We start from the raw sequence: 25784 nt of genomic DNA, 5'->3' as shown, positions 1-25784 counted from the left end.
TGTTGAAACGAATTTCCCCGAGATTGTTTATGACCCAGCCTCTGAACCCCGCCGTCGAAATCAAGGTGCTCGATGCCCGCCTGAACGAGTGGGGCCTGCCTGCCTATCAAAGCGAAATGGCCGCCGCCATCGACCTGCATGCCTGCGTCGACACGCCGGTGTCGATCGCCCCGGGCACGCCCGCGCAATTGGTCCCGGCCGGCATCGCCGTTCACATGGGCAACCCCTACATGGCCGCGACCATCGTGCCGCGCTCGGGCCTGGGCCACAAGAAGGGCCTGGTGCTGGGCAACTCGATCGGCGTGATCGATGCCGACTATCAGGGCCAGATCATGGTCAGCGTGTGGAACCGCAACGCGCCGGGCACCGAGCCGATCGTGATCCAGCCGGGCGAGCGCATCGCGCAGATGATGTTCGTGCCGGTGCTGCGGCCGGTGTTCACGACGGTAGACGAGTTCAGCGAAGACAGCGAGCGCGGCGCCGGTGGCTTCGGCTCGACCGGCGTGCATCACGCCAAGGCCAGCGCCTGAGGCCCAGGCACGCTGTCAAAGCAAGACTGGCGCCCCCTGCGGCGCCAGTTTGCATTTCAGCCGCGCTGCTCGAACAGCAACGCCACGCCGCCGGCCGCTTCGGCCGGCACCAGTGTCTCGCGCAGGCCCAGGTCCTGGACCGGCACGCCGGCGTTGCGCCAGAGCGTGCGCGCCGCGGCGAGGTCGCCGGTGCGCAGGCGCATCGCGGCGTAGCCCGGCACATCCCTGCGCACATGCGCGGTCCCGGTCGCCGAGGCCAGCGCCTGCGGCGTGCTGACCACCAGCGTGGCGTCATCCAGCGCCAGGCTGCTGACATGCTCGCTCAGCTGCGTCAGCTCACCGCCGGTCAGTTCCGCGTAGGCCCGCGCGGCGGCATCGACCAGCGCGGGCGCCACCACCAGGAACATGGTCGCGATGCTGTCGGCGCCGTTGGCGTGCGACATCCATTCCGGTCGCCACAGCAGCTCGGGCGTGCGATGCTCGCAGAAGAAATAGCGTGCACCCGGCGCATCATCGAGCGCGGTCACGCGGAACGTGGCGGGATGTTCGCTGCCGTCGTCAAGCCGTACCGGGCGCGAGAACTCGATCGGATCCGAGGTGTACCAACCCGACGCACGCAGCCGCGCGGCCGTGCCGAATGCGTCGTCGCTCTTGCATGACATCGCCGCGCAGCCGCCGCCGCGCGCCTGCGCGTCCCAGTAGTACTGGCGGCTTGGCGTGGGCGCGGTGACGTGCAGCAGCTCGACGTAGTCGTGCCGCAGCATGATGCAATGGTTCTGTGAACCCAGCGTGTGATAGCCGCGCGGCGTCAGCGTAAAGCCGAGCCGTTGCCAGGCCTGCGCCCCCGCATCGAGGTCGGGACACACCACCACCGCGTGGTCGAACATTTCCGCTTGGCTTGCCATCGACATCACCTCAGTCTGTGCGGCGGGCGCGCCTGCGCCGGCCGCCGTCATTCGAACTGGATATTGGCTTTGCGCGCCACGGCCTGCCACTTGTCGTGCTCCTGGCGCACCAGCTTGCCGAGGTCGGCCGGGCTACCGCCGACGACCTCGAAGCCCTGGGCTGCCAGCGCATCGACCACGCGCGGCTGGCGCAGCGATTCGACCAGCGCCTGGTGGATCCGCGTGATCGTTGCCGCGGGCAGGCCGGCGGGCCCGAACACGCCGATCCAGGAATAGGCTTCAAAGCCCTTGAGCCCCTGCTCGGCCACGGTCAGCACCTGCGGCAACTGACGCAGGCGGCTGGTACCGGTCACGCCCAGCACCTTGATGGTCCGGGCGGCCACATGCGCCTGTACCGCGGCATAGCTGCTGAAGAACAGATCGACCTCGTTGGCCAGCACCGCCTGCACGGCCGGGCCACCCCCCTTGTAGGGCACGTGGAGCATGTGCATGCCGGCTTCGGTCGCCAGCGCCTCGGCTGCAAGCTGGTTCAGGCTGCCGATGCCGGACGAGGCATAACGCACGCTATCGGGCCTAGCCTTGGCCAGCGCCACCAGCTCGCGCACGTTGGCCGCCGGCAACGAGGGATTGGCCGCGATCACCAGCGGAAAGCGCACCAGCTGCGAGATCGGCGTGAAATCTTGGAAGGTGTCGTAGGGCAGCTGCTTGTAGGCGAACGGGTTGATGGCGTGCGTATCGAAGGCCATCAGCAGCGTGCTGCCGTCCGGCTTGGCGCGCGCCACGGCGCTGGACGCGATCAGGCCTCCGGCACCCGGCTTGTTGTCGACCACCACGGTCTGCCCCAGTGCCGCCTTCAGCCCCGGCTGCAGCTGCCGCGCGACGATATCGACACTGCCGCCCGGCGGGAACGGCAGCACCAGCGCCAGTGGACGGTTGCCTGCCGGCGCGTCGGCTGCAGCGGCATGCATCATCGGGACGGGCATGGCGCCCAGCGGCAGGATCTTGAGCAGCAGGCGGCGGCGCCGCGTGCGTTCGGCAGAGGACATCGGGTATTCGGGCGTTGGCGGCCGGGACAAAAAAGAGGGGGCGGCATCACTGCCGCCCCCTGTATTTTGCCCGATGATCGGCCACGTTGCAGGCAACCCCGGCCAAGCCGCGCCCGGATCGCCACGATCCGGTGCGATTTTCGGCCGGATCGGTTGCCGCTCAGGCCTCGGCGCGCTGCTCTTCCGGCGCCTCTGGCGGTTCCGGCTCGATCTCGGAGAAATCGAGCTTGATCTGGTCCTGCTCGTCCAGGTCGACCACCACCTTGCCGCCGGACACCAGCCTGCCAAACAGCAACTCGTCAGCCAGCGCCTTGCGGATCATGTCCTGGATCAGGCGTTGCATCGGACGCGCGCCCATCAGCGGGTCGAAGCCCTTGTGCGCCAGGAACTTGCGCAGCTTCTCGCTGAAGCTGGCTTCCACCTTCTTCTCGTGCAGCTGCTCTTCCAGCTGCATCAGGAACTTGTCGACCACGCGCAGGATGATTTCCTCATCCAGCGAGCGGAAGCTGATGGTGGCATCCAGCCGGTTGCGGAACTCCGGCGTGAACATGCGCTTGATGTCGGCCATCTCGTCGCCCTGCTCGCGTGAGCTGGTGAAGCCGATGGTGGCGCGGTTCATGGTTTCCGCCCCCGCATTGGTGGTCATGATGATGATCACGTTGCGGAAGTCGGCGCGCCGGCCGTTGTTGTCGGTCAGCGATCCATGATCCATCACCTGCAGCAGGATATTGAAGATATCCGGATGCGCTTTCTCGATTTCATCCAGCAGCAGCACGCAGTGCGGCTTCTTGGTGACGGCCTCGGTCAGCAGGCCGCCCTGGTCGAAGCCGACGTATCCCGGCGGCGCGCCGATCAGGCGGCTGACCGCATGGCGTTCCATATATTCGGACATGTCGAAGCGCAGCAGCTCGATGCCCATGATGAAGGCCAGCTGCTTGGCGACCTCGGTCTTGCCCACGCCGGTGGGACCCGAGAACAGGAACGAGCCGATTGGCTTGTCGGTCTTGCCCAGGCCGGCGCGCGACATCTTGATCGCAGAGGCCAGCGCCTCGATCGCCGGATCCTGGCCGAACACCACCGACTTCAGGTCGCGTTCCAGCGTCTGCAGCTTGCTGCGGTCGTCCTGGTTCACGCTCTGCGGCGGGATGCGCGCGATGCGCGAGACGATGTCCTCGATCTCGCCCTTGCCGATGGTCTTCTTCTGCTTGGACTTCGGCAGGATGCGCTGCGCCGCGCCGGCCTCGTCGATCACGTCGATCGCCTTGTCCGGCAGGTGGCGGTCGGTGATGAAGCGGGCCGACAGCTCGGCCGCGGCGGTCAGCGCCGAAGCCGCGTACTTGACGCCATGGTGCTCCTCGAAGCGCGACTTCAGGCCGCGCAGGATCTGCACGGTCTGGTCGACCGAGGGCTCGACCACATCGATCTTCTGGAAGCGCCGCGACAGTGCCGCGTCCTTCTCGAAGATACCGCGGTACTCGGTGAAGGTGGTCGCGCCGATGCACTTGAGCTGGCCCGACGACAGCGCCGGCTTGAGCAGGTTGCTGGCGTCCAGCGTCCCGCCCGACGCGGCGCCCGCGCCGATCAGCGTGTGGATTTCGTCGATGAACAGGATCGCGTTGGGATTGTCCTTGAGCGACTTGAGCACGCCCTTCAGGCGCTGCTCGAAGTCACCGCGGTACTTGGTGCCGGCCAGCAGCGCGCCCATGTCGAGCGAGTAGACGGTGGCCTTTTCCAGGATGTCCGGCACTTCGTTCTTGGTAATGCGCCAGGCCAGGCCCTCCGCAATGGCGGTCTTGCCGACGCCGGCCTCGCCCACCAGCAGCGGGTTGTTCTTGCGCCGGCGGCACAGCACCTGCACCACGCGCTCGACTTCGCTTTCGCGGCCGATCAATGGATCGATCTTGCCGGCCTTGGCCAGCGCGTTCAGATTCTGGGTGTACTGCTCGAGCGGGCTTTCCTTGCCGTCGCCGCCTTCGCCTTCGCCGGCATTGTCGCCGTGCTTGGCGGGCTCGGACTGGTCCTTGCGGATGCCGTGGCTGATGAAATTGACCACGTCCAGACGCGTCACGCCCTGCTGCTGCAGGTAGTAGACCGCGTGCGAATCCTTCTCGCCGAAGATGGCGACCAGCACGTTGGCACCGGTCACTTCCTTCTTGCCGTTGGAAGTGGACTGGACGTGCATGATCGCGCGCTGGATCACGCGCTGGAAGCCGAGCGTGGGCTGGGTATCGACTTCGTCGGTCCCCGGCACCACCGGCGTGTTATCCGCAATGAAGTTCTTAAGGCTGGTGCGCAGGTCCTCGATATTGGCCGCGCAGGCGCGCAAGACTTCAGCTGCCGTGGGATTGTCGAGCAATGCCAGCAGCAGATGCTCCACGGTAATGAACTCGTGGCGTGCCTGCCGGGCTTCGACGAAAGCCATGTGCAGGCTCACTTCCAATTCTTGCGCAATCATGCTTCCTCCATCACGCACTGCAAGGGGTGCCCCGCCTGCCGCGCGTGCGTTGACACCAGCTCGACTTTTGTCGCCGCGATATCTCTGGTGTAGATACCGCAGACGCCCTTTCCTTCCCGGTGCACGGTCAGCATGATCTGCGTCGCCGTTTCCCGGTCCCTGCTGAAATACTGCTGCAGGATCATCACGACAAACTCCATCGGAGTGTAGTCGTCGTTAAGCAGCACCACCTTGAACATGGCAGGCGGTTTAAGCGCCTGCTCTTTCCGCTCCAGGATGGTGCCCGCTTCGCGTTGTGGGACATTCGCAAGCCGTGTAGCCATGGCTTTATTCTAACCCTTACTCGCAACTCTGCAATTTGGGGAAAAGGCGCCGGATTCAAGGGCCGGGCTACCTGTTTCCGGTTATGGAAAAGCGCGGAACCGCGCGCCAGAGGCATTGCAATGCACGTGACGGAAACCGCCGGGACTGATCCGGACAATACCCGATGCTTGCCGCCAAGGTACCATCCCGCGCCGTCCGTTTCCCACCACACCCTGCCCGCAGTGGGGATTCCGCCAGCTTGACAGTATGTTTGTTTGACAGAAAAATCGGTCGCACACCCGCCTGAAGCCAGCGAGCCAAAGCAAAAGGCCAATGAGCGGGTGATCCGTGAGCAGGGAGGCCCACGGCCGGGCGGCGGCGAGTCAGCATCGAGACTGGCCGCCACGCGATTGCACCTCGCCGCGCGTCATCGCCGGCCGCACCTCAGGACGCGGCCGGTCATGGCGTCGCAGTGCGTGCACCGCGGTCCGTATCATCCGGCTGGTACCGGCTTCCCCGCTTTGAAATCTGCTATTTCGTTGGGGGAGTATATGGCAAGCGGTATCGTCAAATGGTTCAATGACGCCAAGGGTTTCGGTTTTATCAAGCCGGACGAGGGCGAAGAAGAACTGTTTGCGCACTTTTCGGCTATCCAGATGTCGGGCTTCAAGACGCTGAAGGAAGGCCAGCGCGTCTCGTTCGAGGTGGTCCAGGGCCCCAAGGGCAAGCAGGCCACCAATATCCAGGACGCCAGCTAAGCTGCGCCGCGACCGTATCCCGGCCGACAGAGCCGTGGAGCGGTCTGGAGGGTGCGGGGGGAGCTCCCCCGGGACGGGATCGGCGCCGGTGCCTGCCAGGCTGCCTCAGGCGGCCGGGAAGGCGCTGGCGCATATCAGCTGCACGCACCGCATCCGACGGAAAGCCCGGCCTCGTGCCGGGCTTTCTGCTTTCTCAGGCCGCCGTGGGGCTGGTCAGCTCAGGCCCAGCCGTCGATCTTCAACCCGCTGGCTTGCTCGGCCTCTTCCTTTGTGACCTGCCGCACAGTCTGCCCGAAGGTCCAGACATGGCCTTCCGGGTCCCGGGCCGTGTAGGAGCGGTCGCCATAGAACTCGTCCTGCGGCTCGCGCAAGATCACGGCCCCGGCGGCGCGGGCCCGCTCGCAGTGCTGGTCAAGCCCGTCCCGCAGGTGCACATGCACCGTCTGCGTATTCTTGCCGCCGATCGACGCCGGGCTGGCGGTAAAGTCCGCCCACTCGCTGCCGACCATCAGGTAGCTGTCGCCGAAGCGCATTTCCGAGTGCACCAGCTGGTCCTGCTGGTCTCGTATCACCATGACCCGCTGGAAGCCGAAAGCGCGTTCCAGCCAGTCCAGCGCGGCCAGCGGGTCCTTGTAGAAGATGGCCGCGCCGAAGGCGGTGCGGCGGAAGGGATCGTCCATGGCAGTCTCCCCGGGCCACCGGCCCGTCCATTGCAATCCCTGACGTTCTAGGCAACGGTGCTGGCCGGCGCAAGGAAAAAACCCCGCGGCCGGGGCACGGCTGCGGGGTTTTTCCAAGGCAGGGTGCCCGCCGCAGCGGGAGTCCTTGCTTACATATTTTCGATCATCACCTGGCCGAACCCCGAGCACGAGACCTGGGTCGCGCCTTCGAGCAGGCGGGCGAAATCGTACGTGACCTTTTTGGACAGGATCGACTTTTCCATCGACGCGATGATCAGGTCCGCGGCCTCGGTCCAGCCCATGTGGCGCAGCATCATTTCCGCCGACAGGATTTCCGAGCCCGGGTTGACGTAGTCCTTGCCGGCGTACTTGGGCGCGGTGCCGTGGGTGGCTTCGAACATGGCGACCGAGTCCGACATGTTGGCGCCCGGGGCAATGCCGATGCCGCCGACCTGCGCGGCCAGGGCGTCCGAAACGTAGTCTCCGTTCAGGTTCAGCGTGGCGATCACCGAGTATTCGGCCGGACGCAGCAGGATCTGCTGCAGGAAGGCGTCGGCAATGGCGTCCTTGATGACGATGTCCTTGCCGGTCTTCGGGTTCTTGAACTTGCACCACGGGCCACCGTCGACCAGCTCGGCGCCGAATTCCTTTTGCGCCAGCTCGTAGCCCCAGTCACGGAAGCCACCCTCGGTGAACTTCATGATGTTGCCCTTGTGCACCAGCGTCACCGACGGCTTGTCGTTGTCAATGGCGTACTGGATCGCCTTGCGCACCAGGCGCTCGGTGCCCTCGCGCGAAACCGGCTTGATGCCGATGCCCGAGGTGGCCGGGAAGCGGATCTTCTTCACGCCCATCTCGTCCTGCAGGAACTTGATGAGTTTCTTCGCCTGTTCGCTTTCCGCCGCCCATTCAATGCCGGCATAGATGTCTTCCGAGTTCTCGCGGAAGATCACCATGTCGGTCTTTTCCGGCTCGCGCACCGGCGAAGGCACGCCCTTGAAGTAACGCACCGGGCGCAGGCAGACGTACAGGTCCAGCTGCTGGCGCAGCGCCACGTTGAGCGAGCGGATGCCGCCGCCCACCGGCGTGGTCAGCGGGCCCTTGATCGAGACCACGTATTCCTTGAGCACATCCAGGGTTTCGTCCGGCAGCCACACGTCCGGGCCGTAGACCTTGGTCGACTTCTCGCCGGCGTAGATCTCCATCCAGGCGATCTTGCGCTTGCCGCCGTAGGCCTTGGCCACGGCCGCATCAACCACCTTGATCATCACCGGCGTGATATCGACGCCCGTACCGTCGCCTTCGATATAGGGAATGATGGGGTTGTCCGGGACATTCAGCGAAAAATCCTGGTTGACCGTGATCTTTTCGCCGGCCGGAACCTTGATGTGTTGATACATGACGTCTCCAGTACGAAACGGTTTAGACGGCCGCCGGTGCTTGGCCGACGGCGAGAGTCGGGAGATGGCGCTGGCATTGTAGCGGGCATCGCCGCCCGCCCCGTACTGCATTGCACCACCCAAGCCTACATTCAAGCAAGTCTTGGTCTTATATAAGACACAAGACTGATTTCGTATTATGCAGTAATTTTTCATCATCCGCCAACCACGGTGCGCGGCTGCGGCATACTTGCGCCCCATGACCCTGATTGCCCTGAACAAGCCGTTCGGCACCATGAGCCAGTTCTCGGAACACCCAACGCGGCCCACTCTCGCCGCGTACGTGGACATGCCGGGCGTATACCCCGCCGGCCGGCTTGATGCGGACAGCGAAGGCCTGCTGCTGCTGACAGATGACGGCGCGCTGCAGGCGCGCATTGCCGATCCGCGCCACAAGCTGGAAAAGACTTACCTCGCCCAGGTCGAAGGCATTCCCGATGCGGCCGCGCTGGCGCGGCTGCGCGCCGGTGTCGACCTTGGCGACTTCGTCACGCAGCCGGCGCGGGCGCGCGCGATCGGTGAGCCCGAGTGGCTCTGGGCTCGCGATCCGCCGGTGCGTTATCGAGCCGCGATCCCGACCTCGTGGCTCGAGCTGAAGATTCGCGAGGGCAAGAACCGGCAGGTGCGGCGCATGACCGCGGCCGTCGGCTTCCCCACGCTGCGGCTGGTCCGCGTGGGCATTGGGCCGCTCGACCTGCGCGCGCTCGGTCTCGCACCTGGCGAATCCCGCGAGGTCGAGCCCGGTGCACTGGGCTTGCCGGCGGCACGTGCGCCGGCCACCCATGTCTCAAAGCCCAGACAGGCGAACGACGCCAAGCGGCGTTCTCGTTACAAAAGCTAACAAATGGCGCGTCAACGCGCCATCCAGACGCCTCGTTCTTGTCGGTGACACGTCCAATCACGCGTCACGACTTCCGACTGTTCTTATCCTTCGAGGTAATCGCCATGAAAAAACTGATCGCTGCTCTGGTTGTCGGCCTGTTCGCCACCGGCGCCTTCGCCCAGGCTTCGGCACCTGCCGACGCCGCAGCGCCCGCGGCCACCAAGGAAGCCCCGAAGGCCGCAAAGAAGAAGACCACCCACAAGAAGACCACCCACAAGAAGGCCGCCACGGCTTCGGCCCCGGCCGCGCAGTAAGCCGCCGGCGCTCGCTGCCGGCCATGCGCCGGCGGAAAATAGGCAGGCAGCCGCCAGGCGCCTGCCTTTGTTGTTTTGGCCGTCGCCAATCCATCGGCGCGGCGCGTGCGCTATGCTTGCGGCTGCCGTCCGCGCCCTTCCAGACCGAACACCATGTCCCTCCTGTCCAAGACGCCGTTGACACGCCGCATCCGTACCGCCACTGTGCTGGCCATGCTGGTTGCCGGCCAGGCCCAGGCGCAAGCCGCGCTGCCGGTGGTGCCTCTGACCGCAGGCATGTACGCGATCCGGGCCGAGGTCGCCGCCACGCCGGCGGCGCGCGAACAGGGGCTGATGTACCGCAAGAGCATGCCGGCCAACGGCGGCATGCTGTTCGTGTTCGAGCAGAAGGCCGGGCACTGCTTCTGGATGCGCAATACCGAGCTGCCGCTTTCGATCGCTTTCCTGGCCGACGACGGAACCATCGTCAATATCGAGGACATGGCGCCGCGCACCGAGAACAATCACTGCCCGAAGACGGCGATCCGCTATGCGCTGGAAATGAACCAGGGCTGGTTCGCGCAGAAGGGCATCCGCGCCGGCGCGAAGATCAGCGGGCTGCCGCAGGCGCGCTGAGCGCCGCGGCGGCAGGCGGGGCCGGCATGGGCGCCGGCCCGGGGTGGATTCCGCTCAGTCGCGGAAGTTGTTGAAGTCCAGCGGCGCTTCCGAGACGTCCTTGCGCAGCATGGCGATCACGTTCTGCAGGTCGTCGCGCTTGGTACCCGAGACGCGCACCGCGTCGCCCTGGATGCTGGCCTGCACCTTGATCTTGCTGTCCTTGATCATGCGCACGATCTTCTTGGCCAGGTCGCCGGTCACGCCCTTCTTGATGGTGATGACCTGCTTGACCTTGTCGCCGCTGATCTTTTCGGTCTTGCCGTAGTCCAGGAAGCGCACATCGACATTGCGCTTGGCCATCTTGTTGATCAGCACATCCTTCACCTGGTCCAGCTTGAAATCGTCGTCGGCAAAGGCGGTCAGTTCGTTTTCCTTCTGCTCGACCCGGGCGTCCGAGCCCTTGAAATCGAAGCGGGTCGAGATTTCCTTGTTGGATTGCTCGACGGCGTTCTTCACCTCGACCATGTTCGCTTCGCACACTACGTCAAACGACGGCATTGCATTCTCCTTGTGATCCATATGCCCGGAAGGCGGCCATCGGCATCGCCTTCCGTATAATTCAAGCCTACCTCGCAGCCAGGGGCCGCAACGCTCACCACCAGCGGCGGCCGCGTCACCTATCCCCTTGCATGGCAGATTTCCACGAATTTTATCCCCTGCGCCGCCACAATACATTCGGATTCGATGCGCGCGCACGCTTCGCCGTGCATGTGCGCAGCGAAGCCGACCTCGTCGAGGCCCTCGCGGACCCGCGCGCCAATGGACTGCCGCTGGTGGTGCTGGGCGGCGGCAGCAACGTGGTGCTGACGCGCGACCTCGATGCGCTGGTGCTGCTGATGGAGATCCAGGGCTACCAGGTCGAGGATGCCGATGACGCCTGGCTGGTCACTGCCGGCGCCGGCGAGAACTGGAATGCGCTGGTCAACCGCACCATCGCCGACAGCATGCCTGGGCTGGAGAACCTGGCGCTGATCCCCGGCACCGCGGGCGCCGCGCCGATCCAGAATATCGGCGCCTACGGAGTTGAACTGCGCGACCGCTTCGAAGGCGTGCGCGCCTATGACCGCCATGCCGGCGTGTTCGTCTGGCTGGACCAGCGCGCATGCGGCTTCGGCTACCGTGACAGCCTGTTCAAGCAGGCCGGCGCCGGCCGCTACATCATTACCGCGGTGACGCTGCGCTTGCCCAAGGCATGGCAGCCGGTACTGTCCTACGGCGAACTGGCGCGCGAGCTGACCGGCAAATTTGCCCTGGATGCCGCCACGGTCCGCGACGCGGTGGTGGCGATCCGCACGCGCAAGCTGCCCGATCCCGCGCAGATCGGTAACGCCGGCAGCTTCTTCAAGAACCCGCTGGTCAGCGCCGCGCAACGCGATACGCTGCTGCAAGCCAATTCCGACCTGGTCAGCTATCCCCAGCCGGATGGCAGCTACAAGCTGGCCGCGGGCTGGCTGATCGACCGCTGCGGCTTCAAGGGCGTCAACGACGGCCCGGTGGGTGTCTATGGCAAGCAGGCGCTGGTGCTGGTGCACCATGGCGGCGGCACCGGGGCGATGCTGCTGGCGCTGGCCAACCGCATCGCGGATTCCGTCGAAGCCCGCTTCGGCGTGCGGATCGAGCCCGAGCCGGTGGTGCTGTAGCGCGGGTAGCGCCTGCTGGCCCGCCGATCAGCCGAAGTGGCAGACGTAGTCCAGCGTCTCCAGCACCTCGATGTCGAAGCTGCTGTTGCCCGGCACGCTGAACTGCTGGCCAGCGCCGTAGGTCTGCCAGTCTTCCGCGCCAGCCAGGCGCACGCGGCAGCTGCCGCCGTTGATTTCCATGATTTCCGGCGCGCCGGTGTTGAACGTCAGCGAAGCCGGGAAAATCACGCCCAGCGTCTTGCGGGTGCCATCCGGGAACAGCACGGTATGGCTCACGCACTTGCCGTCGAAATACAGGTTGGCTTTCTTGACGACCGATACGTTGTCGAACTGGCTCACTTCCATCTCCTTCACTGTCTTGAATCAGACGTAAAAAGAGGGGCCATCGCGGCCCCTCCCTTGTTCACTCCGCGCGCGCTCAGTAGCGGCCGCAGAGCAGGTATTCCATCAGCGCCTTCTGCACGTGCAGGCGGTTTTCCGCCTCGTCCCAGACCACGCTCTTGGGGCCGTCGATCACGGCGGCCTCGACTTCCTCGCCGCGGTGCGCCGGCAGGCAGTGCATGAACAGCGCGTCGGGCTCGGCGCGATCCATCATCGCGGTGGTGACCATCCAGTCCTTGAAGGCGCGCTTGCGGGCTTCGTTCTCGGCCTCGAAACCCATGCTGGTCCAGACGTCGGTGGTAACCAGGCTCGCGCCCAGGCAGGCTGCGAGGGGATCTTCGAAAACCTTGACCAGGCTGGCGGCGGACGGCGGCACCATGGCCGGATCGAGCTGGTATCCCGGCGGCGCCGAGAAATGGAAGGTGAAGCCCAGCCGTTCGGCCGCCTGGATCCAGGTATAGGCCATGTTGTTGGCATCGCCGATCCACGCCACGGTCTTGCCGCGGATGCTGCCGCGCTGCTCGATGTAGGTGAAGATGTCGGCCAGCACCTGGCACGGGTGGTATTCGTTGGTCAGCCCGTTGATCACCGGCACGCGCGAGTGCGCGGCGAAGCGGTCGAGGATGTCCTGGCCGAAGGTTCGGATCATGATGATGTCGACCATGCGCGAGATCACCTGCGCCGCATCCTCGATCGGCTCGCCGCGGCCCAGCTGCGAGTCGCGCGTATTCAGGAACACGGCATGGCCGCCGAGCTGGTGGATGCCAGCTTCGAACGACAGGCGCGTACGCGTGGAATTCTTCTCGAAGATCATGGCCAGCGTGCGGTCATGCAGCGGGTGCCAGGTCTCGTAGTTCTTGAACTTGGCCTTCAGGATCCGCGCGCGGTCCAGCAGGTACTCGTACTCGTCGGGAGTGAAGTCGCTGAACTGGAGGTAATGCTTGATCGGGGTTGGGCTCATAAAACAAAGAAGGCGGCTCGGTGGGGACGCGCCGTCATGAGGTGCTCATGACCTGAGCGCGCCGCGGAGCCGCCTTTCGCGTCGCATACGCAATTTAACTGCAGGAATCATAAGGGATTATTTCTGCTTTGCCCAGCCCGGGACAACCCGTGACAGGCGCCGCGCAACCCGCGTTGACAGGTTCCTGACAGGATTCCGCCCTTATGCGCAAGTCTTATATAAGATATAATACTCGCTGATTCACGCGGGGCCCCGGCATACCTTGCCGCTGCGCGCCGCCGGCATCAAAAGTGCCCCCGCAGACACCGACGCCCCGCCTTCCCGGCCGGAAAAAGCGCGAACCAAACGCGCACCAGCCGCGTCAAACGGGCGCCCGTTTCCGCGGGTTTAACCGTCGAGTCGTCGCCTCACCCGCAGTGTCCAGCCTCATGAACCCCAACGTTCGCGAATACTTTATCCAAGGCATTACCAAGGAAGGCAAGACCTTCCGACCGAGCGACTGGGCCGAACGACTGTGCGGCGTAATGGCGCAGTTCCGCCCCGAAGGCGACACCGGCGATCCCCGCCTGACCTATTCCCCCTACGTGCGCCCCATCTTCGCCGGCAACGTCAAATGCGTGGTGGTGGATGCGCGGCTGCGCGACATCGAACCCAAGGCGCTGGATTTCGTGCTGAATTTCGCGCGCGACAACAACCTGCAGCTGGTCGAGGCCTGCTCGCTCGAATGACATCGCGATAAGGCACCAAAAGTGCGGCGCCGGAAAAGCAAAAAGCTCGTCGGATGACGAGCTTTTTTGTTTGGCGGAACCGAAGCTCCGCCGCTGCAGGGCCGCCGCAGCGGCCTGGCAACTATCAGGCAGCCATGGCCTTGATAGCTGCCGACAGGCGCGACTTGTGACGTGCAGCCTTGTTCTTGTGCACGATCTTCTTGTCGGCGATGCTGTCGATCACAGCTTGCGAGTTCTTGAACACTTCAGCGGCGGCAGCCTTGTCGCCGGCGTCGATGGCCTTGCGGACGGCCTTGACGGCGGTGCGCAGACGCGAGCGCAGGCTGGAGTTGTGGGCGTTCTGGGCAACGGCCTGGCGGGCGCGCTTGCGAGCTTGTGCGGAATTTGCCATTTCGAAAATATCCTGAATTCAGATGCGTGCCGCGGGGGACACAACAATTAAGTCATATCGAGCGACCCGGGATGCACTGACACACGAATCCGGAACGCAACTGTCCTTGTGAATCGATGATTATACACAGATGCCGACCCGCGGCGCAAGGCTGCTGGGACTTTGCCGGCGCGTGGAAGGGCTTGCGGCGGGCGATCCGTATAATATGCGCCACATCGCGCCGGTACGCGTGGCGAGCCGGCAACTTTACCGCGTTGCCCGCGCCTGAAAGGCGTTCCGGGCGCCACGCCCGGTGCACGCCGCCCGGCGTGCACGCATCCGCACCAATCCACCGTCCCGCCGATCCACACCTTGAACCTGCTCAAAGCGCTCGCCACCATCAGCAGCCTGACGATGCTGTCGCGCATCACCGGACTCGTGCGCGAGATCCTGATCGCCCGCGCCTTCGGCGCGTCGGAGATGACCGATGCGTTCAACGTCGCCTTCCGCATCCCCAACCTGCTGCGCCGCATCTTCGGCGAGGGCGCGTTCTCGCAGGCGTTCGTGCCGATCCTCGGCGAATACCACAGCAAGCGTGGCGAGGAGCAGACCAAGGCGCTGATCGACGCCGTCGCCACGGTGATGACCTGGGTGCTGATGGGCGTGTCGCTGCTGGGCGTGATCGGCGCGCCGCTGGTGATGACGGCGGTGGCGACCGGCTTCCGCGGGCAGAGCGAGACTTATACCGCCGCGGTCTTCATGACGCGGGTGATGTTCCCGTACATCGGACTGATCTCCCTGGTGGCGCTGGCCTCGGGCATCCTGAACACCTGGCGCAAGTTTGCCGTGCCGGCGTTCACGCCGGTGCTGCTGAATCTGTGCCTGATCGTGGCCGCCCTGTTCGTCGGCCCGCACATGGACCAGCCGATCTACGCGCAGGCGTGGGGCGTGCTGGTCGGCGGCGTGCTGCAGCTGGCGATCCAGGTGCCGGCGCTGCGCCGCCTGGGCGTGATGCCGCGCCTTGGCTTCAATGTGCGCGCCGCCTGGTCCGATCCCGGCGTGCGCCGCATCCTGCGCCAGATGGGGCCGGCGCTGCTGGCGGTGTCGGTCGCGCAAATCAGCCTGATCATCAATACGAACATCGCCTCGCATCTTGCCGCGGGCAGCGTCTCGTACCTGACTTATGCCGACCGGCTGATGGAATTCCCGACCGCGCTGCTGGGCGTGGCGCTCGGCACGATCCTGCTGCCGAGCCTGTCGAAAGCGAGCGCCAAGGAAGACCATGCCGAGTATTCCGGCCTGCTCGACTGGGGCCTCCGACTGACCTTCCTGCTGGCGGTACCCTGCGCGGTGGGGCTGTTCGTGTTCGGCGCGCCGCTGACCGCGGTGCTGTTCCACTATGGCAAGTTCGACGCCCACGCCGTCGAGATGACGCGCCAGGCGCTGGTGTCGTACGGCACCGGCCTGCTGGGGCTGATCGCCATCAAGATCCTGGCGCCGGGTTTCTATGCGCGCCAGGACATCCGCACCCCGGTCAAGATCGCGCTGCTGGTGCTGGTGATCACGCAGGCATGCAACGTCGTGTTCGTGCCCTGGCTCGGCCATGCGGGCCTGGCGCTGTCGATCAGTGCCGGCGCCACCATCAATGCGCTGCTGCTGTGCTTCGGCCTGCGCCGGCGCGGCCTGTACAAGCCGGCGCCGGGCTGGTGGCTGTTCCTGGCGCAGCTGGGCACCGCGGTGTTGCTGTTGTCGGGCATGCTGCTCTGGTTCGCGCGCAATTTCGACTGGATCGGCCTGGGAGCCACGCCGCTGCTGCGCATCGCGCTGCTCGCGTCGTGCCTGGTACTTGCAGCGGTGGTCTACTTCGGTACACTGTGGCTCATGGGACTGCGCTATTCCGCCTTCAAGCGGCGCGCCGCCTAAGCGTGGTGACCCACGCTGCGCGCGGCGCCCCTGGCCGCACCGGGAATCCGATATGACATCCACCAAAGTCCTGGATTACTTCGCCAGCCTCGTGGCCGACGAAAACGGCATCCCGCTGACCGAGACCGCACTGTCCATCGCGCAGGATGCCTATCCGGACCTGGACCTGCAGGCCGAGCTGGCCTCACTCGACGTGCTGGCGCTGCGCCTGAAGCGGCGGATCGCCGAAGGCACGCCGGCAATCCAGCGACTGCGACTGCTGAATCATTTCTTCTACCGCGACCTGGGCTTTGGCCCGAACGCCAACGACTACTACGATCCGGACAATTCGTACCTGAACGTGGTGGTACGGCAGCGGCGCGGCATACCGATCTCGCTGGCGGTGCTGTTCATGGAGCTGGGCCAGCAGATCGGCCTGCCCCTCAAGGGGGTGTCGTTTCCCAATCATTTCCTGCTGCGCATGACCATCCCGGCGGGCGAGGTGATCCTGGACCCGCTGACGGGCGAAACCCTGTCGAAGGAGCAGCTGCAGGAAATGCTGGACCCGTACCTGGAGCGCGAAGGCATTACCGACTCCGGCCAGGTGCCGCTGGGCCTGTTCCTGCGCGCGGCCAGCCATCGCGAGATCATCGCGCGCATGCTGCGCAACCTGAAGGCGATCTACCTGCAGGAGTCACGCTGGCAGCGGCTGCTGGCGGTGCAGAACCGGCTGGTGATCCTGCTGCCGGGTTCGATCGAGGAAGTGCGTGACCGCGGGCTGGCGTATGCCAACCTGGAGTGCTTCCGGCCGGCGCTGGCCGACCTGGAAGCCTATGTGCAGGCACGCCCCGATGCCGCCGATATCGGCCAGATCCGCGAGCGCATGCCGGCACTGCGCATGATGAGCCGCAGCCTCAACTGACGAGGCTGCGTCAGGTCAGGCAGGCGCTTCAGCGCTCCACGCGCGAGGGCCGGCGGCGATTGCCGCGCACCAGCTTCCACAGCCCGCCGAGCACCAGCGGCACCACCGCCGCGCCGATCCCCGCCAGCACGATCAGGTTCAGGTACTGCTTGATGAACGGCAGGTTGCCGAAGAAGTAGCCGGCAAAGACCAGTCCGACCACCCAGGCCAGCGCGCCAAACACATTGAACATCTGGAAGCGCGCGAAGGTCATCTGCGACACGCCGGCAACGAACGGCGCGAAGGTGCGCACGATCGGCACGAAACGCGCCATCACCAGGGTCTTGCCGCCGTGCCGCTCATAGAAATCATGGGTGCGGCGCAGCGCATCCTGATCCAGGAAGCGCCACTTGTGGTCGAATACCTTGGGCCCGATCCAGCTGCCCACCCAGTAGTTGACGGTATTGCCGGTGATGGCCGCCACCAGCAGCAGACCCACCAGCGCCCATTCGTTCATGGCACCGGTGGCGCAGAAGGCGCCGGCGATAAACAGCAGCGAGTCGCCCGGCAGGAACGGCAGGACCACCAGCCCGGTTTCGGCGAACACGATCAGGAACAGGATGGCATAGACCCAGTGGCCATACTGGTCGATGACGGTGCCGAGGTATTTGTCGACATGAACCAGCATGTCGATGAGCTGCAAAGCGAATTCCAAGTCGTTCCCCGATATGGTTTGGTTGACTGTACAGAGTTCCACGCGGCGCATGCCGCCTTGGCCTGAATCATACAAGAGCCGGCGCGCTCTTCCGCCACTTGTCGCGGGCCGGTGGCGCCGACTCTGCGTGGACGGCCACGTATAATCGCCGGATGCCCGATTCCGCCAGCCAAAGCCCCCTTCGCACCACCCAGCTGCCGCGTCCGATCCGTCCGCTGCCCGACCAGCTCATCAGCCAGATCGCCGCCGGCGAAGTGGTGGAGCGCCCGGCCTCGGTGGTCAAGGAGCTGCTGGAAAACGCGCTGGACGCCGGGGCCACGCAGCTGGGCATCCGGCTGGAAGAAGGCGGCGTGCGGCGCATCGTCATCACGGACAACGGCTGCGGCATCCCCGCCGCCGAGCTGCCGGTGGCGCTGATGCGCAACGCCACCAGCAAGATTGCGTCGCTCGACGAACTGGAATCGGTACTGACGCTGGGCTTCCGCGGCGAGGCGCTGGCCTCGATCGCTTCGGTTTCCCAGCTTGCGCTGACCAGCCGCACCGCGGCCGATGCCCATGCCACGCAGGTCAGTGCCGATACCGGCACCGTGCAGCCGGCGTCTGGCGGGGTCGGCACCACGGTCGACGTGCAGCATCTCTACTTCAACACGCCGGCGCGCCGAAAGTTCCTGAAATCGGAGCAAACCGAGCTCGGGCATTGCCTGGAGATGGTGCGCCGGGCGGCACTGGCACGGCCCGACGTGGCCATCTCGGTCCACCACAACGGCAAGCCGCTGGAACACTGGAACGCCGGCGACGTCGCCAGCCGCACCGCGCAGGTGCTGGGCGCGGACTTCGCGCGGGCGCGGCTGCCGCTGGACGAACAGGCCGACACGCTGCACGTGTACGGTTTTGCCGGCCTGCCCACCGCGTCGCGCGGGCGGCCCGACCAGCAGTACTTCTTCGTCAACGGCCGCTTCGTGCGCGACAAGCTGCTCAACCACGCGGTGCGCAGCGCCTACCAGGACGTGCTGCACGGCGACCGTTTCCCGTCGTACGTGCTGTGCCTGGACCTGCCGCCGGAAATGGTCGACGTCAACGTGCATCCGTCCAAGATTGAGGTGCGCTTCCGCGAATCGCGCGCGGTGCACCAGTTCATCTATCACGCCGTGCAGCGCAGCCTGGCACGCCAGGCCGGCGAGAACGGCGACAGCCTGCATACCAATGACGACGGCGAGATCCGGCTGCCGCCCGCGGCGCCCTCGGGCGCACGCCCGTCGTTCGGCGGCGGCAGCGGTGGTGGTGGCAGCCAGTGGGTCAACTACTCCGCGGCGCGGCAGACCGAGCTCGGGATAGCACAGCCGCGCCAGGCCTACCTCGGCATGGTGCGCGACGCGACCGCGCCGACGCCGCGTCCGTACGGCGCTTTTCCGGGCACTTCGGCGCAGCCGCCCGCCTGGCTTTCCGACGCTCAAGCGGCGCGCGCCGACGAGCCGCCAGGCCTGCTCGATCGCCTGCCGCCGGCCTCCGCCGACGCGGCAGACGCCACCGACGACCATCCGCTCGGCTACGCCATCGCCCAGCTGCACGGCATCTATGTGCTGGCGCAGAATGCGCGCGGACTGGTGCTGGTGGACATGCACGCCGCCCACGAGCGCATCCTCTACGAACAGATCAAGGCCGGCCTGGATGCGCGGGACCTGGCCGTGCAGCCGCTGCTGATCCCGGTCACGCTGCCAGCCAGCCCGGTGGAGATCGGCGCGGCAGAGGAGCACCAGGAAACGCTGACGCTGCTCGGCTTCGACATCACGCCGGTATCGCCGACCACGCTGGCAGTGCGCGCGGTGCCAGTGCTGCTGCAGCAGGCCGACGCCGAAGCGCTGGCGCGCGACGTGCTGCGCGACCTGCACGCCTACGGCGGCTCGCGCGTGCTGGCCGAGCGCCGCAACGAACTGCTGGCCACGCTGGCCTGCCACAGCGCGGTGCGCGCCAACCGCAAGCTCACCGTCGAGGAAATGAACGCACTGCTGCGCCAGATGGAACAGACCGAGCGCGCCGACCAGTGCAACCACGGCCGCCCGACCTGGGTGCAACTGACCGTGACCGAGCTGGACCGGCTGTTCCTACGCGGCCAGTAAGCACCCCCGCCCCTTCACGCCTTTGCTGACGATGTCCGACGTACCTGACGATTCCGCCGTGCACCCGCCCGTGGTCTGCCTGCTCGGGCCCACCGCCTCGGGCAAGACCGCCGCAGCGCTGGCGCTGGCGGCCGATGCGCCGGTGGAGATCATCAGCCTGGACTCCGCGCTGGTGTACCGCGAGATGGACATCGGTACGGCCAAACCCACGCCCGAAGAACTGGCCGCGGCCCCGCACCACCTGATCGACATCATCGACCCGGTCGAGAGCTATTCCGCCGCGCAGTTCGTCACCGATGCCGAGCGGCTGATCGGCGAGATCCGCGCGCGCGGCAACGTGCCGCTGATCGTGGGCGGCACCATGCTTTACTACAAGGCGCTGACGCAGGGGCTGAACGACCTGCCACAGGCCAACCCCGCCGTGCGTGCCGAGCTGGACCAGCTTGCCGCCGAGCGCGGCTGGCCGGCGCTGCATGCGATGCTGGCGCAAGTCGACCCCGTCACCGCGGCGCGCCTGGCCGCCAACGATGCCCAGCGCATCCAGCGCGCGCTCGAGATCCACCGGCTTTCGGGCCAGCCGATGTCAGCACTGCTGGCCCGCCAGGCCGAGGGCCGCACCTTTGCCGGCGCCGCCGACCAGCGCTACCGCGTGATCGCGCTCGAGCCTTCGGACCGGCTGGCACTGCATGCGCGCATCGCGCAGCGCTACGACGCCATGCTGGCCAACGGCTTTATCGACGAAGTCCGCCGCCTGCGCACGCGCGAGGACCTGCATCCTGGGCTGCCGTCGATCCGCTGCGTCGGCTACCGGCAGGTGTGGGAATACCTCGACGGCGAGTGCGATTTCGACACCATGCGCGAGCGCGGCATCGCCGCCACGCGCCAGCTGTGCAAGCGCCAGCTGACCTGGCTGCGCAGCACGCCGGAGCGGCTGGTGGTGGACTGCCTGGCGCCTGGCTATGTCGACGAGGTACGCAGGCTGGCGGACTTCGGCCGCTGACGGCAATGTGATGCACGGGCGATAATCGCGGGATCCTGTTCTTTGCTATCGACGGACATGTCCAAACCCGCGTTCACCCTGCGCCCCGCCACCGCTGCCGACAGCGAAACCCTGTTCAACCTGATCCTGGCGCTGGCCGAGTACGAGAAGCTGACGCATATCGTCGAAGCCACGCCGCAAAAGATCCAGGAAGCCCTGTTCGGCGCCAAGCCGCACGCCGAAGCGGTGCTGGTTGAAGTCGAACCTGAAGTCGAACCCAACGGCGCGCCCAAGGCGGTCGGCTTCGCGCTGTTCTTCCACAACTTTTCCACCTTCCTCGCCAAACCCGGCCTGTACCTGGAAGACCTTTACGTCGACCCGGCCTGGCGTGGCCATGGCCTGGGCAAGGCCTTGCTGCAGCACCTGGCCGCGCTGGCGGTCGCGCGCGGTTGCGGCCGTTTCGAGTGGTCGGTGCTGGACTGGAACCAGCCGTCGATCGATTTCTACAAGGCCATGGGCGCCGATGTGCTGCCCGACTGGCGCATTTGCCGCGTTACCGGCGACGCGCTGGCCAGGCTGGGCCAATCGAAGTCAATCTGCGGTGCGGCAACCGGCCCACTGCCGGTGTTATACACTTAAGAGCAAACCGCCATACAATGGTGGTGCCGAATGTCTTTTTTTGGCCCATCCGCGCCGACCCGCCATGCCACGAACCAAAGCCGACCAGCCTGCCGCGCCCGCCCCGGGCAATGCCAACGAATATGATGCGGACAGCGCACGCGGTGCGTCGGTGGAGGAAATCGCCGACCGCATCCTGACCGCGATCTGGGAACACCGGCTGCCACCCGGCACCAAGCTGGTCGAGGAAAAACTGGGCGGCGTGTTCGGCGTCAGCCGCACCAAGGTGCGGCTCGCCTTCGGCAAGCTGGCCCACGAAGGCGTGCTGACGGTGCACCCGAACCGCGGCACCTTCGTGTCGAGCCCGAGCGTGGCCGAAGCGCGGCAGGTATTGCATTCGCGCCGCCTGCTCGAACCGGCGCTGGTGCGCGACCTTGCCGGCGCGATCGGCCCGGCCGGGCTGGAGGCGCTGCGAGCGACCACGCGCGAGGAAGCCCAAGCGCGCGACAGCAACGACCGGCGCGCCATCATCCGGCTGTCAGGCGAATTCCACTGCAGGCTGGCCGAGCTGACCGGCAACCAGTACCTGGGCAAGTACATGCGCGAGCTGTGCTCGCTGACCTGCCTGATCATCGCGCTGTATGACGCGCCGGGCGTGCCATCGTGCCCGCATCACGAGCATGACGATATCGTCGACGCGCTGGAAGCCGGCGATGGCGAGCGCGTGGCGCGGCTGATGGACGAGCACCTCGAGCATGTCGAGAGCACGCTGCGGCTGGAATTGCCGGCTGAAGAGAAAGTGGACCTGGAAGCGGTGTTCGCCGCGGTGTAAGGCCGGCGGTCATTCCCGCAGGCGCGGGAATGACGCGGTGGTAATGAGGTGGTGCTAGTGCTCAGCGGTGCTCGATGCGTGCCGCCAGCGCCTGCGCCAGGCCGATGGTCGGCTTGGCATCCGGACGCCGGAACGTGCCCGCGGTGGCCTTGCGCGGCTGCAGCGCGACCAGCGCCTCGGCCTGCTTGACCGCGGCGGCCATCTGGTCGACCACCGGCACCGGGATGCGGTCGCGCACGCGCGCGGCAAGGCCTGCCAGCGGCGCGCCGGCCAGGATCACCACGTCGGCCTCGTCTTCCACCACGGCACGGTTGGCCAGCTCCACCAGCACCGCTTCCTTTTCTTCCTGCACGTCCGAGACCGAGGCAAAGCTGCCGTCGAGCATGCGGATGCCGGCCAGCCGGCCGCGCAGGCCATGCATGTCCACGCATTCCTCGTACCACGGCCCGAGCGCGCGCGCGAAGGTAACGATCGAGAAGCGCCGGCCCAGCATGCAGGCCGACAGCATGGCCGCCTCGGCCATGCCCACCACCGGCAGGTCGAACAGCTCGCGCGCGCCCATCAGGCCCGGATCGCCAAAGGCGGCGATGATCGCGGCATCGAATTCCGTGTGGCGTTCCGCCAGCATCTCCAGCGCAATGGCGCCGCCGATCTGCGCCTCGGCGCGCGTGGCGATATAGGGCACGCCACGGCTGGCGGTCAGCGGCACCAGCTCGGTGCCGGGCGATGCCACCGGCGTGGCCGCGGCCATCAGCCGCGCGGTGATGCCTTCGCTGGTATTGGGATTGAGGACAAGGATTCGCATATCGTTGTTATCCGTAGTTGGCCGTAGTCAGCCGTTGGCGGTGGCGGGCCGCGAGCACGCGTTCGGCGAGCCGGGCCGCGGCCAGCACGGTGCGGTCGGCGCCGCGCGGGCCGGCAATCTGCAGGCCCACCGGCAGGCCGTCGCGGCCGCTGCCGCAGGGCACCGAGATCGCCGGTGCCAGCGCATGGTTGAAGAAAGGGGTGAAGACCGCATGGGCGCGCGGCTCGACGGCAACGCCGCCGATCCGTTCGGGCCCGAGCCGGTCATTGCGCCACGCCACGCATGGCGTGGTCGGGCACAGCAGCAAGTCGTAGCGGGTGAAGAACTCCGCCATGGCCAGCGCGATCTGGTGGCTGGCTTCGCGCGCGCGCGCCACGTCGGCGCCGGTCCACGCCAGCCCGCGCTCGATCTGGCGCGCGATATCCGGATCGAATACGTCGGGGTCGCGGCGCCACGCTTCGCCGTAGAGATTGGCCAGCCCCACATGCTGCAGCGGCATCAGCGCTGCCTCGTCGGCGCCCCGAGGCCAGGCCGGGTCGGCCAGCTCGATGCTCAGGCCTGCAGCCTGCAGCCGCGCCACGGCCTGCGCGCAGGCTTCGGCGACGTCGTCGTCGACCGGCGTGTCGAGTCCCAGCCGCGGGCTCAGCGCAATCCTGAGCGTATGCAGCGGGCGCTCGGCCGCCAGGCTGAAGCCCAGCGTATCGGGATCGCGCGCATCGGCGCCAGCCAGCGCCTCGAACATCAGCGCCGCATCGCTCACGGTGCGCGTGATCGGCGCGATCACCTGGATGCCGTTGAAGGCATGGGCAAAGCCGATCGAATCGGGAATCGCGCCGTACGACGGCTTGAAGCCGACCACGCCGGCATGCGCAGGCGGGCGCCGGCTGGAGCCGCCGCCGTCGGTGCCCAGCGCCAGCGGCGCCATGCCAGCAGCCACCGCCACTGCGCAGCCACCGGACGACCCGCCGGCGGTCAGCGTGGCGTCGAGCGGATGGCGCGTCAGGCCGTAGACCTTGTTGGTGGTCAGGCCCTTGCAGGCGAACTCCGAGGTATTGCCCATGCCGAGGACGATCGCGCCGGCGCGGCGCAGGCGCTCGACGGCAATTGCATCGGCCGGGGCGATGAAGTCGCGGTACAGCTGCGAGCCCTGCGTGACGCGGCGGCCCTGGCTCCAGATCACGTCCTTGACGATCACCGGCACGCCCGCCAGCAGCGGGCGCTCGCCCTGCGCCAGCCGTGCGCGCAGCTGCGCCAGGTCGGCGTCGACCAGCTCCTGGCGTTGTTCGAAGACGGCGTTGAGCTGGTCGTTGCGCGCCGCGATGCGGGCCTGGAACGCGGCCACCACCTCGGCGGGATCGAGGCGGCCGGCGGCCACGCGGCCGGCGATGGTGGCGGCGTCCAGGCTCTTGGTCAGTTCCGTCAGTTCCATATCGGCAGTGTCGGTCAATTCATCGAAAAAACCTGCGCCCTCACAGGCTGCCACCCGAGGTGCGGTAGCGCGGCCGCGCCATCTCCGGCAGCGCGCACGGCAGGAACTCGCCATGGCCTGCCTCGGCGCGCACTTCGCCCTCATGCGCGACGACCTTGCCGCGCACCAGCGTAGTCACCGGCCAGCCGGTCACGCGCTGTCCTTCATACGGCGTGTAGTCGACCGCATGGTGCAGGTCGGTATTGCGGATCTGCACTTCGCGCTTCGGATCCCACAGCACCAGGTCGGCGTCGGCGCCGATGGCAATGGTGCCCTTGCGCGGGTGCAGGCCGTACAGCTTGGCTGGGTTGGTCGAGGTCAGCGCCACGAACTGGTTCACCGAGATGCGCCCGCCGTTGACGCCGGCCGAGAACAGCAGCGGCAGGCGCGTCTCCAGGCCCGGGATGCCGTTGGGGATGTACTGGAACGGCACTTCCTTGCCACCGGGCTTCTTGCCCTCGGGATCGTCGTAGCGGAACGGCGCGTGGTCGGACGAGAAGATCGTGAACAGGCCGTCGGCCAGCCCGTCCCAGATCACCTCCTGGTTGCTGCGGTCGCGCGGCGGCGGGCTGCAGACGCACTTGGCGCCGTGGTAGCCAGGCTGGTCCAGGTCTTCAGCGGTCAGGAACAGGTATTGCGGGCAGGTCTCGGCAAAGATCTTCATGCCGCGGTTGCGTGCCCAGCGGATCTGCTCCACCGCTTCCTTGCCGGAGACGTGCACGATCAGGATCGGCACGTCGACCAGCTCGGAGAAAGTGATGGCGCGGTGCGTGGCCTCGCGCTCGATAGCCATCGGCCGGGCCAGCGCATGGAAGCGCGGCGCGGTGTTGCCGGCAGCCTCGAGCTTGTCGGTCAGCCACGCGATGCAGTCGGAATTCTCGGCATGCACCATCACCAGCGCGCCTTCCTGGCGCGCCACCGACAGCACCTCGAGGATCTCGCGGTCGTCGAGCTTGAGGTCGTCGTAGGTCATGTAGATCTTGAACGACGAATAGCCCTCGCGGATCAGCCCCGGCAGCTCGTCCTGCAGCACGGCATGGGTCGGGTCGGCAACGATCAGGTGGAAGGCGTAGTCGACCACCGACTTGCCGCCGGCGCGTCGATGGTAGTCGTCCACCGCCGCACGCAGCGAATGGCCCTTCTCCTGCGCGGCAAACGGGATCACGGTGGTGGTGCCGCCGCACGCGGCCGAGACCGAGCCGGTGCGGAAGTCGTCGGCCATCCTCAGGCCGTCCGGCATGGGCTGGTCCAGGTGGCAATGCGCATCGACGCCGCCCGGCAGCACCAGCTTGCCGCTGGCATCGATGACCTGCGCGGCATCGCCCAGGTCAAGGCCGAGCTGCACGATGCGGCCGTCCTTGACGGCGATGTCGCATTGCACGGTGTCGCTGGCGGTCACCACGGTGCCGTTGCGGATGATCAGGTCAAACTGTTTCACGATGTTCGTCACGAAAGGA

27 protein-coding genes are annotated in these 25784 nt (G+C 66.4%); 13 read left to right on the top strand and 14 right to left on the bottom strand.

What is annotated here, in order from left to right; genetic code table 11:
- Window positions 1-29: 29 nt before the first annotated feature.
- On the top strand, window positions 30-530 hold the full coding sequence (gene dut, locus J8I34_RS00400) for a dUTP diphosphatase (protein ID WP_029045981.1): 501 nt from the start codon (window positions 30-32) through the stop codon (window positions 528-530).
- Window positions 531-586: 56 nt separating this feature from the next.
- Here dut and J8I34_RS00395 read toward each other — a convergent pair whose 3' ends face one another.
- From J8I34_RS00395 to clpS, 4 genes are all read right to left on the bottom strand, one after another.
- Entirely contained in the window at window positions 587-1435 is an 849-nt protein-coding gene (locus tag J8I34_RS00395; RefSeq protein WP_029045980.1) for a VOC family protein, read from the bottom strand.
- A gap of 47 nt (window positions 1436-1482) precedes the next feature.
- Entirely contained in the window at window positions 1483-2481 is a 999-nt protein-coding gene (locus J8I34_RS00390; RefSeq protein ID WP_209805112.1) for a tripartite tricarboxylate transporter substrate binding protein, read from the bottom strand.
- A gap of 160 nt (window positions 2482-2641) precedes the next feature.
- On the bottom strand, window positions 2642-4936 hold the full coding sequence (clpA, locus tag J8I34_RS00385; RefSeq protein WP_029045978.1) for an ATP-dependent Clp protease ATP-binding subunit ClpA: 2295 nt from the start codon (window positions 4934-4936) through the stop codon (window positions 2642-2644).
- Window positions 4933-5259, bottom strand: a complete 327-nt coding sequence (clpS, locus tag J8I34_RS00380) for an ATP-dependent Clp protease adapter ClpS (RefSeq protein ID WP_010814998.1) — start codon at window positions 5257-5259, stop codon at window positions 4933-4935. Before clpS ends, clpA begins: the two co-directional genes overlap by 4 nt.
- A 531-nt stretch (window positions 5260-5790) precedes the next feature.
- Between clpS and J8I34_RS00375 the strand changes: the two genes are divergently transcribed.
- Entirely contained in the window at window positions 5791-5997 is a 207-nt protein-coding gene (locus J8I34_RS00375; RefSeq protein WP_010814999.1) for a cold-shock protein, read from the top strand.
- A 218-nt stretch (window positions 5998-6215) separates the two neighbouring features.
- Here the strand turns inward: J8I34_RS00375 and J8I34_RS00370 are convergent, their stop codons facing one another.
- Both J8I34_RS00370 and icd read right to left on the bottom strand, forming a co-directional pair.
- Window positions 6216-6677 (bottom strand): VOC family protein, encoded by a 462-nt coding sequence (locus J8I34_RS00370; protein ID WP_029045977.1) that lies wholly within the window; start codon window positions 6675-6677, stop codon window positions 6216-6218.
- A 149-nt stretch (window positions 6678-6826) separates the two neighbouring features.
- Window positions 6827-8077, bottom strand: a complete 1251-nt coding sequence (gene icd / locus J8I34_RS00365; protein WP_209805111.1) for an NADP-dependent isocitrate dehydrogenase — start codon at window positions 8075-8077, stop codon at window positions 6827-6829.
- Window positions 8078-8315: 238 nt separating this feature from the next.
- Here icd and J8I34_RS00360 point away from each other — a divergent pair, with 238 nt between their 5' ends.
- The 3 genes from J8I34_RS00360 (at window position 8316) to J8I34_RS00350 (ending at window position 9868) form a co-directional block, all read left to right on the top strand.
- The gene (locus J8I34_RS00360) at window positions 8316-8957 is read left to right on the top strand and encodes a pseudouridine synthase (RefSeq protein WP_209805110.1); all 642 of its coding nucleotides are present in this window, start codon (window positions 8316-8318) and stop codon (window positions 8955-8957) included.
- Window positions 8958-9061: 104 nt separating this feature from the next.
- A complete protein-coding gene (locus J8I34_RS00355; RefSeq protein WP_209805109.1) occupies window positions 9062-9253 on the top strand; it encodes a hypothetical protein in 192 nt (63 codons plus the stop codon).
- Window positions 9254-9406: 153 nt separating this feature from the next.
- Window positions 9407-9868, top strand: a complete 462-nt coding sequence (locus tag J8I34_RS00350; RefSeq protein ID WP_029045974.1) for a DUF192 domain-containing protein — start codon at window positions 9407-9409, stop codon at window positions 9866-9868.
- A 54-nt stretch (window positions 9869-9922) separates the two neighbouring features.
- Here J8I34_RS00350 and J8I34_RS00345 read toward each other — a convergent pair whose 3' ends face one another.
- Complete coding sequence (locus J8I34_RS00345) at window positions 9923-10408, bottom strand: YajQ family cyclic di-GMP-binding protein (protein ID WP_029045973.1); 486 nt, start codon at window positions 10406-10408, stop codon at window positions 9923-9925.
- A 131-nt stretch (window positions 10409-10539) separates the two neighbouring features.
- On the opposite strand from J8I34_RS00345, the gene murB reads away from it, so the two are divergent.
- Entirely contained in the window at window positions 10540-11550 is a 1011-nt protein-coding gene (gene murB, locus J8I34_RS00340; RefSeq protein ID WP_029045972.1) for a UDP-N-acetylmuramate dehydrogenase, read from the top strand.
- Window positions 11551-11577: 27 nt separating this feature from the next.
- On the opposite strand, the gene ppnP is transcribed toward murB, so the two are convergent.
- Window positions 11578-11889 carry a pyrimidine/purine nucleoside phosphorylase gene (ppnP, locus tag J8I34_RS00335; RefSeq protein ID WP_029045971.1) on the bottom strand — a complete coding sequence of 104 codons (312 nt, stop codon included), beginning with the start codon at window positions 11887-11889 and terminating at the stop codon, window positions 11578-11580.
- Window positions 11890-11968: 79 nt separating this feature from the next.
- Window positions 11969-12892, bottom strand: coding sequence for an ornithine carbamoyltransferase (gene argF, locus J8I34_RS00330; protein WP_209805108.1), 924 nt, complete (start codon window positions 12890-12892; stop codon window positions 11969-11971).
- 428 nt (window positions 12893-13320) lie between these two features.
- Here argF and J8I34_RS00325 point away from each other — a divergent pair, with 428 nt between their 5' ends.
- Entirely contained in the window at window positions 13321-13620 is a 300-nt protein-coding gene (locus J8I34_RS00325) for a DUF3579 domain-containing protein (RefSeq protein WP_029045969.1), read from the top strand.
- Window positions 13621-13744: 124 nt separating this feature from the next.
- On the opposite strand, the gene rpsT is transcribed toward J8I34_RS00325, so the two are convergent.
- Entirely contained in the window at window positions 13745-14011 is a 267-nt protein-coding gene (gene rpsT / locus J8I34_RS00320) for a 30S ribosomal protein S20 (RefSeq protein WP_029045968.1), read from the bottom strand.
- A 351-nt stretch (window positions 14012-14362) separates the two neighbouring features.
- Between rpsT and murJ the strand changes: the two genes are divergently transcribed.
- Window positions 14363-15913 (top strand): murein biosynthesis integral membrane protein MurJ, encoded by a 1551-nt coding sequence (murJ, locus tag J8I34_RS00315; RefSeq protein ID WP_029045967.1) that lies wholly within the window; start codon window positions 14363-14365, stop codon window positions 15911-15913.
- 52 nt (window positions 15914-15965) lie between these two features.
- On the top strand, window positions 15966-16814 hold the full coding sequence (locus J8I34_RS00310) for a SirB1 family protein (RefSeq protein WP_209805107.1): 849 nt from the start codon (window positions 15966-15968) through the stop codon (window positions 16812-16814).
- A gap of 28 nt (window positions 16815-16842) precedes the next feature.
- Here the strand turns inward: J8I34_RS00310 and J8I34_RS00305 are convergent, their stop codons facing one another.
- Window positions 16843-17496, bottom strand: a complete 654-nt coding sequence (locus J8I34_RS00305; protein WP_029045965.1) for a VTT domain-containing protein — start codon at window positions 17494-17496, stop codon at window positions 16843-16845.
- 164 nt (window positions 17497-17660) lie between these two features.
- On the opposite strand from J8I34_RS00305, the gene mutL reads away from it, so the two are divergent.
- From mutL to J8I34_RS00285, 4 genes are all read left to right on the top strand, one after another.
- Window positions 17661-19625 carry a DNA mismatch repair endonuclease MutL gene (gene mutL, locus J8I34_RS00300; RefSeq protein ID WP_209805106.1) on the top strand — a complete coding sequence of 655 codons (1965 nt, stop codon included), beginning with the start codon at window positions 17661-17663 and terminating at the stop codon, window positions 19623-19625.
- A gap of 31 nt (window positions 19626-19656) precedes the next feature.
- A complete protein-coding gene (gene miaA / locus J8I34_RS00295; protein ID WP_029045963.1) occupies window positions 19657-20625 on the top strand; it encodes a tRNA (adenosine(37)-N6)-dimethylallyltransferase MiaA in 969 nt (322 codons plus the stop codon).
- A 57-nt stretch (window positions 20626-20682) separates the two neighbouring features.
- Complete coding sequence (locus J8I34_RS00290; RefSeq protein ID WP_051320387.1) at window positions 20683-21243, top strand: GNAT family N-acetyltransferase; 561 nt, start codon at window positions 20683-20685, stop codon at window positions 21241-21243.
- Window positions 21244-21307: 64 nt separating this feature from the next.
- On the top strand, window positions 21308-22054 hold the full coding sequence (locus J8I34_RS00285) for a GntR family transcriptional regulator (protein WP_029045962.1): 747 nt from the start codon (window positions 21308-21310) through the stop codon (window positions 22052-22054).
- Between the two features lie 61 nt (window positions 22055-22115).
- On the opposite strand, the gene J8I34_RS00280 is transcribed toward J8I34_RS00285, so the two are convergent.
- From J8I34_RS00280 to hydA, 3 genes are read right to left on the bottom strand one after another with little or no spacing between them, the layout of a single operon-like run.
- The gene (locus J8I34_RS00280; RefSeq protein ID WP_029045961.1) at window positions 22116-22859 is read right to left on the bottom strand and encodes an aspartate/glutamate racemase family protein; all 744 of its coding nucleotides are present in this window, start codon (window positions 22857-22859) and stop codon (window positions 22116-22118) included.
- Window positions 22860-22866: 7 nt separating this feature from the next.
- Window positions 22867-24288, bottom strand: a complete 1422-nt coding sequence (locus J8I34_RS00275; protein WP_209805105.1) for an amidase — start codon at window positions 24286-24288, stop codon at window positions 22867-22869.
- A 40-nt stretch (window positions 24289-24328) separates the two neighbouring features.
- Entirely contained in the window at window positions 24329-25765 is a 1437-nt protein-coding gene (hydA, locus tag J8I34_RS00270) for a dihydropyrimidinase (RefSeq protein ID WP_029045959.1), read from the bottom strand.
- Window positions 25766-25784: the final 19 nt, after the last annotated feature.

This window comes from Cupriavidus phytohabitans, from assembly GCF_017815025.1.
Classification (GTDB): domain Bacteria; phylum Pseudomonadota; class Gammaproteobacteria; order Burkholderiales; family Burkholderiaceae; genus Cupriavidus.
Note: the sequence above shows the minus strand (reverse complement) of the source record. Positions and strands in the feature narration are given on the sequence as shown.

Bases quoted from the DNA above. Each gene is read 5' to 3' on its own strand.
- dut (WP_029045981.1), top strand. From the start codon at position 30: ATGACCCAGCCTCTGAACCCCGCCGTCGAAATCAAGGTGCTCGATGCC.
- J8I34_RS00395 (WP_029045980.1), bottom strand. From the start codon at position 1,435: ATGGCAAGCCAAGCGGAAATGTTCGACCACGCGGTGGTGGTGTGTCCC.
- J8I34_RS00390 (WP_209805112.1), bottom strand. From the start codon at position 2,481: ATGTCCTCTGCCGAACGCACGCGGCGCCGCCGCCTGCTGCTCAAGATC.
- clpA (WP_029045978.1), bottom strand. From the start codon at position 4,936: ATGATTGCGCAAGAATTGGAAGTGAGCCTGCACATGGCTTTCGTCGAA.
- clpS (WP_010814998.1), bottom strand. From the start codon at position 5,259: ATGGCTACACGGCTTGCGAATGTCCCACAACGCGAAGCGGGCACCATC.
- J8I34_RS00375 (WP_010814999.1), top strand. From the start codon at position 5,791: ATGGCAAGCGGTATCGTCAAATGGTTCAATGACGCCAAGGGTTTCGGT.
- J8I34_RS00370 (WP_029045977.1), bottom strand. From the start codon at position 6,677: ATGGACGATCCCTTCCGCCGCACCGCCTTCGGCGCGGCCATCTTCTAC.
- icd (WP_209805111.1), bottom strand. From the start codon at position 8,077: ATGTATCAACACATCAAGGTTCCGGCCGGCGAAAAGATCACGGTCAAC.
- J8I34_RS00360 (WP_209805110.1), top strand. From the start codon at position 8,316: ATGACCCTGATTGCCCTGAACAAGCCGTTCGGCACCATGAGCCAGTTC.
- J8I34_RS00355 (WP_209805109.1), top strand. From the start codon at position 9,062: ATGAAAAAACTGATCGCTGCTCTGGTTGTCGGCCTGTTCGCCACCGGC.
- J8I34_RS00350 (WP_029045974.1), top strand. From the start codon at position 9,407: ATGTCCCTCCTGTCCAAGACGCCGTTGACACGCCGCATCCGTACCGCC.
- J8I34_RS00345 (WP_029045973.1), bottom strand. From the start codon at position 10,408: ATGCCGTCGTTTGACGTAGTGTGCGAAGCGAACATGGTCGAGGTGAAG.
- murB (WP_029045972.1), top strand. From the start codon at position 10,540: ATGGCAGATTTCCACGAATTTTATCCCCTGCGCCGCCACAATACATTC.
- argF (WP_209805108.1), bottom strand. From the start codon at position 12,892: ATGAGCCCAACCCCGATCAAGCATTACCTCCAGTTCAGCGACTTCACT.
- J8I34_RS00325 (WP_029045969.1), top strand. From the start codon at position 13,321: ATGAACCCCAACGTTCGCGAATACTTTATCCAAGGCATTACCAAGGAA.
- rpsT (WP_029045968.1), bottom strand. From the start codon at position 14,011: ATGGCAAATTCCGCACAAGCTCGCAAGCGCGCCCGCCAGGCCGTTGCC.
- J8I34_RS00310 (WP_209805107.1), top strand. From the start codon at position 15,966: ATGACATCCACCAAAGTCCTGGATTACTTCGCCAGCCTCGTGGCCGAC.
- mutL (WP_209805106.1), top strand. From the start codon at position 17,661: ATGCCCGATTCCGCCAGCCAAAGCCCCCTTCGCACCACCCAGCTGCCG.
- miaA (WP_029045963.1), top strand. From the start codon at position 19,657: ATGTCCGACGTACCTGACGATTCCGCCGTGCACCCGCCCGTGGTCTGC.
- J8I34_RS00290 (WP_051320387.1), top strand. From the start codon at position 20,683: ATGTCCAAACCCGCGTTCACCCTGCGCCCCGCCACCGCTGCCGACAGC.
- J8I34_RS00285 (WP_029045962.1), top strand. From the start codon at position 21,308: ATGCCACGAACCAAAGCCGACCAGCCTGCCGCGCCCGCCCCGGGCAAT.
- J8I34_RS00280 (WP_029045961.1), bottom strand. From the start codon at position 22,859: ATGCGAATCCTTGTCCTCAATCCCAATACCAGCGAAGGCATCACCGCG.
- J8I34_RS00275 (WP_209805105.1), bottom strand. From the start codon at position 24,288: ATGGAACTGACGGAACTGACCAAGAGCCTGGACGCCGCCACCATCGCC.